This is a genomic window from Metabacillus niabensis, from assembly GCF_902829255.1.
Lineage (GTDB): Bacteria > Bacillota > Bacilli > Bacillales > Bacillaceae > Metabacillus > Metabacillus niabensis.
Window position 1 is genome coordinate 1 of sequence record NZ_CADEPK010000090.1, and the last position, 6,643, is coordinate 6,643.

General features: G+C 35.0%; 6 protein-coding genes. All 6 read right to left on the minus strand.

Annotated features, from left to right (window positions below):
- Positions 1-95: 95 nt before the first annotated feature.
- The 6 genes from HU235_RS09255 to HU235_RS09280 all read right to left on the minus strand — a co-directional run bounded on the left by HU235_RS09255 (position 96) and on the right by HU235_RS09280 (position 6,332).
- On the minus strand, positions 96-1,229 hold the full coding sequence (locus HU235_RS09255) for an AI-2E family transporter (protein ID WP_174880035.1): 1,134 nt from the start codon (positions 1,227-1,229) through the stop codon (positions 96-98).
- Between the two features lie 298 nt (positions 1,230-1,527).
- Positions 1,528-2,862, minus strand: coding sequence for a hemolysin family protein (locus HU235_RS09260; RefSeq protein WP_174880036.1), 1,335 nt, complete (start codon positions 2,860-2,862; stop codon positions 1,528-1,530).
- Positions 2,863-2,939: 77 nt separating this feature from the next.
- Positions 2,940-3,623: a zinc metallopeptidase gene (locus HU235_RS09265; protein WP_174880037.1), complete on the minus strand. Its 684-nt coding sequence runs from the start codon at positions 3,621-3,623 to the stop codon at positions 2,940-2,942.
- A gap of 84 nt (positions 3,624-3,707) precedes the next feature.
- Positions 3,708-4,136, minus strand: coding sequence for a MerR family transcriptional regulator (locus HU235_RS09270; RefSeq protein ID WP_174880038.1), 429 nt, complete (start codon positions 4,134-4,136; stop codon positions 3,708-3,710).
- Positions 4,137-4,341: 205 nt separating this feature from the next.
- A complete protein-coding gene (locus tag HU235_RS09275) occupies positions 4,342-4,872 on the minus strand; it encodes an HD domain-containing protein (protein ID WP_174880039.1) in 531 nt (176 codons plus the stop codon).
- Positions 4,873-5,195: 323 nt separating this feature from the next.
- Positions 5,196-6,332 (minus strand): sensor histidine kinase, encoded by a 1,137-nt coding sequence (locus tag HU235_RS09280; RefSeq protein ID WP_174880040.1) that lies wholly within the window; start codon positions 6,330-6,332, stop codon positions 5,196-5,198.
- Between the last annotated feature and the right edge of the window lie 311 nt (positions 6,333-6,643).

Here is a 6,643-nt window from a genome sequence, read left to right on the forward strand (position 1 = left end):
ATTGATAATAATTCAACAGGACCTACAAATGCGGGCATGCTACTCCTCCTGCTATCTTGTGAATTCAAGACTATTTTTCATATATTTTATGAAAATCAGCGTTTTTCGTTCTCATTTTCCTTAATCTTTTCTTTTTTCAACTCAACCTTATATTTATTTCGTAATTTAATTAAGCGAACGATATTTAACGTTACAGCTTTAAGTACGGCATACGTTGGAACCGCAAGGATCATCCCCAATATACCCCCAAAGCTCCCCGCTCCGATTAATAATAAAATAATCGTTAACGGATGGGTATTTAATCGTTTCCCGATAATAAGTGGAGATAGGAAGTTCCCGTCAATTTGCTGAACTACTGTCACGACAAGTGCTGCTAAAAGAGCCTTTCCTGGTGAATCTAACAAAGCGATAATGACAGCCGGAGCAGCACCGATAAATGGCCCTAAATACGGAATAATATTCGCCACAGCAACGACTAACCCTAAAACTAATGCATAATTTAAACCAATAATGGAATAACCGATATAACAGCCGACGCCAACAAATAATGAGACGATTACTTGGCCTTGAATATAAGCAGATAAAGTATTATTTAAATCTTGTAAAATCTTAACCCCTTCATGACGATAAGTGTTAGGTAAGATTTTTACAATTTGACCTGGCAGCTTATGGCCATCCTTCAGCATATAAAATAAAATAAATGGTACAGTAATCATCGTTAATGTAATATCTGTCACAACACCTAGTACCTTTGTAAAGCTTGCAGTAATGCTTTCAGGTAGGCTTGTTGCAAGGCCTGTTAATGTATCCTCAATTTGCTCTAACGAAACATATTCCTGTTCCATTACCCATTTAAACTCAGATGTTTGCGTAAGGTTGGTAATGAAATTCGATATTTCCGTTGCAAAGGTTGGAACATTTTTCACTAAATCTGTTACCTGTTGTGATAAAATTGGTCCCACGAATGCAACAACTGCTGCAATAACACCAATAAAGACTATATAAGGAATTAAGATAGCAAGTGTTCTCGGTACCTTCCCCTTCTCAAGAAGTTTCACTAAAGGTGAAAAGATAAAAAATAAGATTCCAGCAATTAAAATAGGAAAAAATAAAGTAGAAGCAAAGACTATGATTGGTTCAAAAAGAAAGGAAACCTTCGTGCCAACATAGACAATTAATAACAACAATAAAATCTGAAGTGTCCAAAAATGCGTTTTTGATTTAAACAAACGAAATCCTCCTATATATGTAAGCACCGCAACTTACGCAATCTAGTAAAAGTATAGCCAGATTTATCACATTATATAGGCTATACGTTTCAATGCGGTGAAACGTTTCAAAAAAGCTTCCCATTTCTAGAACTTTTTTCTAAGTAGTTTTAATTCTACTTTACATGATTTTATAGGAATATACTATACAAAAACGGCAACGAATCGTTGTGACCTCAAGGGGCAAGATGAAGATACAGCAAAAAGAGCCGTCTCAAAAGGATAAATCCTTAAAATCGAAACAGCTCTATAACTATATTTACTCAACAAATACCTCTTCAATGACCTCTAATTCAGGAATTTTCCGAATTTCGATTGAACGGATGAGATGCCCCTCCATATCAATAATTTGAAACTCGACTCCTTTATAAAGGATTTTATCTCCGATTTTACAGTCAATATTTTGGGTGAGAATCCAACCTGCTAATGTATCAACCTCGTCCTCTTCGATATCTAACTCTAGCAATCGATTAATCTCTTGGATTAAGACTTTACCTTCAACTACATAATGCATGTTTCCACGTTGTTGTATTTCCGGTACTTCATCTTGGTCAAATTCATCCCTGATCTCTCCAACAATTTCCTCAATAATGTCTTCAACTGTTACTAATCCAGCTGTTCCCCCGTATTCATCAACTAAAATCGCTAAATGGACTCGTTCCTTTTGCATTTTTATTAATAGCTTATGTATAGGGATTGATTCAATTACTTGGATTACCGGCCTAATATACTTTTGAATTGATGCGTTTTTTCGTTGCTGAGGTGTTAAATAATACAAATCTGTAAATATCTCTTTAATATTTACCATTCCAAGAACATGGTCTTTATCACCGTTTACAACCGGATAACGGGTAAATTCCTCCGTTCTCATAATCTCAAGATTTTCTTCAAAGGTATTATCAACGGACGTTGTAACAATTTCGGTTCTCGGTACCATAATTTCCTTTGCAATTCGTTCATCAAATTCAAATATTTTGTTTACGTATTTAAATTCCGACGAATTGATTTCACCGCTCTTATAGCTTTCCGAAAGAATAATACGCAGCTCTTCTTCTGTATGTGCTAGCTCATGTTCTGATGCTGGCTTTAATCCGATGGTACGAATGAGTAAATTTGCAGAGCCATTCAAAATCCAAATAAAAGGAAACATGATCTGATAAAATAGAATAAGAGGTCTGGCAAATAACAGCGTAATATTCTCTGCCTTGTGAATCGCAACGGTTTTCGGAGCTAATTCTCCAATGACGACATGGAGAAATGTAACGATTAGAAAGGCACTAATAAACGAGAAAAAAGAAGAAAATGATTCGTTTATATGAAGCTGTTCAAACAGCGGGTGCAGCATGCTCTCAAATGTTGGTTCACCAAGCCATCCTAAGCCTAACGCAGTAATCGTAATACCTAGCTGACAGGCTGATAAATATCCATCTAAATTCGAGACAATCTTCTTTGCTACTTTTGCTGATTGATTCCCCTCTGCGATAAGCTGATCGAGACGGGAGCTTCTTAATTTCACAATTGCAAATTCCGATGCTACGAAAAATGCAGTGACTGCAATTAATATTGCAATCAGGATCAGGTTAACTATGTCCAAAATGAGGGATTGCTCATAAGTGTATCCACTACGAACAATCCCTGTCACCTCCTAATGAATGAAATATTCACCTTTTGTTATTCATCGTTCCCTTGGAAGAAAATCATAACGAACTTTAACAATTCAAATAAAGCCATTAACGCACCTGCTACATATGTTAATGCAGCTGCTCCTAATACTTTATTTACACCGTGCTCTTCATTATTCGTAATAATCCCTTCAGAGACCATAATTTTTTTTGCTCGTGAGCTTGCGTTAAACTCAACTGGTAATGTAATAACTTGAAATGCAACCGCGAAAGAAAAGAGAATTATTCCTAAGCCAATTAAATTTAAATTACTTAGTAAAAGACCACCTATGAACAAAAATGGAGCAATTCCTGATGTTAAATTAACAACAGGAAACATCTTATGGCGAAGAACTAATGCCCCATATGCTTCCTTATGCTGAATCGCATGCCCTACTTCGTGTGAAGCAACTGATACCGATGCAATCGAATGTCCGTAATAAACAGGCTCAGATAAGCGGACAACTCGTTTCATTGGATCGTAATGATCTGATAATGTCCCACGTACAGGCTCTACACGGACTTGATACAAACCGTTTTGATCAAGGATTTGTCTAGCTACCTCTGCACCTGTTTTATGTGAAGAAACAGCAACCTGTGACCATTTGTTAAAAATACCTTTTACTTTAAACTGTGCCCAAATGGATAATCCTAAAGCAGCAAAAATTAATATGTCCATTGGATGAAAAAACATGATCTTCCTCCTCTATTTTCTAACATCTATTTAAATAGATGTTGTTACTTCCTCTCTTATTAGATGTCCAATTTTTCTCCAAAATTACTTCATAATCAACGATAAAGATTCGATTAACGATTTACTTTGGGAACTTATTTGTTGCGTTACTTTAGCTTGAGAATCCTTATTTAGTTGTTCAAATAACGGTTTTAATTCTTGTATCTCAACCTCAAGGTTTTTCATATGTGCTGCTAAAAGCTTCGCAAACTTTATACATTTGTCTTGCTCATCTTCCGAAAGGCTTTTATACCGTCTTATTTCCATTCGTTCTTTAATTTCCTGCAGACTCATATTTAATTCCTTACATAATTCAATGAAGCGAATATCCTGGACCGTTTTATCACTATATAAACGATAATTAGAGGTAGATGTTTTCTCAACTTGAAGTAAACCAATTTGTGTATAATAATCAATTGTTCGTTTCGAAACATTTACCTTTTCGGCTAGCTCACCGATTTTATACAATGACACCCCATCCAATCACCTCTTGATCCTAGTATTAGTTTAATTATATTTTTTTAAAACCGTACAGTCAAACGTTATACTTTGAAAAACGAATACAACTAATTAACCTATATGTACAAAATAAGCAGACCTAAAGCAATCATATTGCATAAAGATCTGCTCCTAATACCTTAGATTTATGTTTTTGAGATTTATAGCCATATCTCGATTTTTAAACTGATTCACGATATTTTGTTAGAAGTTGATAAATTTTATGGTCAAGACGATCAATTTTTATCATTGCTTCCTCTTTGGATATTTTTCGATAATGGTGCTTACCATATGGTTCTTCATCCATTTCGTCAGCAAGACGAACAATTTGTTGTAATGTTGTTTTTTTCATTGAATTTTCCGGAAGATAGGAATCTGTGTGAAGTAATATTGCTAAAGCAATTTCCTTTGCATATTGTCTATCTTCACCAAGTCTAATTAATAATTTATGTGCTCTTTCTGCACCCTTAATCGCATGTATATCATTTTTTTTGTATTTTTCATAATCCCATTCGCCGTTCGTATACCATTCATAATGGCCAATATCATGGAGCAATCCTGCTTTTGCTGCAAGATCAGGATTCACACCATGCTTTACCGCAAGCTGCACTGCATATTCTGCAACCTTAATGGCATGATCGACTCCAGATCGGTTTAAATATTTTTGAGCAATTGGGTGAGTAAATAAATCCTTTAGTAATACTCGACACATGTTCATCCTCCTCACCAAGTTTTTCAGATCAATGTACCATATATTTAAATCCTCTTCAACAAGGAGGCTCAATCATCTCACAAAAATGTTTTTCTACTATGTATATGCAATCTCACATGAATTGGTACTTTTTTTGCTCGTAAATCCTATTAAAGTATTGCTTCTCCTATAAAAAAAGGACCTGGAGCAAGCTCCAATGGGGTCTCTCTTTATACTCCTCGCTAAGAAGGAGTCTCATGTATCCGCTCCAATTAATAAAGTGGCTAAAAATCAACAAAAATCTTTACCATAGACGAAAAAAAAGAAGCTATTAATTAGCTTCTTCAAACTGGAATTTCGATTTCAAAGATTGTAGAGTTTTTTACAGAAGTAACATTAATTGTCCCACCGTACATATCAACAACCTGCTTTACGATACTTAAACCGTCGCCTCGGGGAACTCCGTGTCGTTCCTGTTTGGTTGAAAAACCTGTCTTGAAAATTTTGCGCACATTTTCCTCTGGGATGGTTGGTCCAATATTTTCTACCTTAAATATATATTTAGCTTGGATTGCCTTTGCTTCAATGCTAATAAATCGTTCGGACTCAGGTAAAACAAGGGTAGCATCAAATGCATTATCGATTAGGTTTGATAAAATTCTTATAAGATCAATTGATTTTAATTTAGTAAACTGCTCATCATCATTAACGAATATATGCATATCCACCTTATCATTTTGGGCACGCGCCCATTTTGATTGCAATAAAATGAAAAGTGCCGGATTTTTTACTTTAAAAGGTAATTCCATCGAAATCACTTCAGATGTTAGTGAATTCACATACTCTAAAGCACGTTCTTCCTTTTTTAACTGTAATAACCCTTGGATTACTTGGATATGGTTAATGAAATCATGCCGAATCGATCTCATCGTTTGAAGCATTGATTGAAATTCACCTTGGTACGTTTCCTCTGTTTCCCCAACCTGTATGGTCACTTTTCTTTGTACCCAAAATTGGTAGATGAGAAACGTGCTAAAGGAAAACAGAACAAATAAACCGCTAAATAAAAAATACGGAATGCTATTTAACGTCACATCTTTCGTAATCTTCTTTACAGTTTCAATACCTTCTTCAATAATTAGCATTCCGATCGTCTCAGCTTTTTTCGATACAATTGGAACCCCTGCTATTACATACGTTTGGCCAGATGGATCTTCCATTCTTTTTGTGAATGGTTTAGCTTCTCTATCAAATCTTTTCAATTCCTTTAATTGTTTACAGCAATCTCCGAATTTTTTTACTGAATCCTCCGCTAGATTTTCATCTATTAATCTAGGTTGATTTGCCTCGTCTGTATGAATGAAATATATATCTCGAACACCTGTATACCTTTTAGATTTTTTCATTTCCTCGCTAAGTTGACGACGTATCTCGCTAGATTGTTGATTCTGCAAAAATTTTTCAAGGATTTCTATATTCATGCTGCCTACTATATTTTGAGCTTTCGCCATTCCTTGGTTTGCAATAGTTAATTCAATCGTCTTTCTAGTGTTTTGATATGTTGCATACAAGTTTAATGAAGAGAGTATTGTAATAATGAGTATCGTTACGGAGATGATGACTGTAAACTTTTTATCTTTTAAAGTATTAATTTTCAGCCACCTCTATATGTTTTTCTAGCCGTCACTAGCTTTGGCATCAACGTAGAAAAAGTGATCGCATATATGAACTAGGACATAAGAAACCAAAATTTATGTATCAATCGTCACATTTTCTCCCTACAGATATTATT

What these genes read in the sequence shown, in the direction of transcription:
- HU235_RS09265 (WP_174880037.1), bottom strand. Translation starts at nt 3,623, where the DNA reads ATGTTTTTTCATCCAATGGACATATTAATTTTTGCTGCTTTAGGATTA.
- HU235_RS09275 (WP_174880039.1), bottom strand. Translation starts at nt 4,872, where the DNA reads ATGTGTCGAGTATTACTAAAGGATTTATTTACTCACCCAATTGCTCAA.
- HU235_RS09280 (WP_174880040.1), bottom strand. Translation starts at nt 6,332, where the DNA reads ATGAATATAGAAATCCTTGAAAAATTTTTGCAGAATCAACAATCTAGC.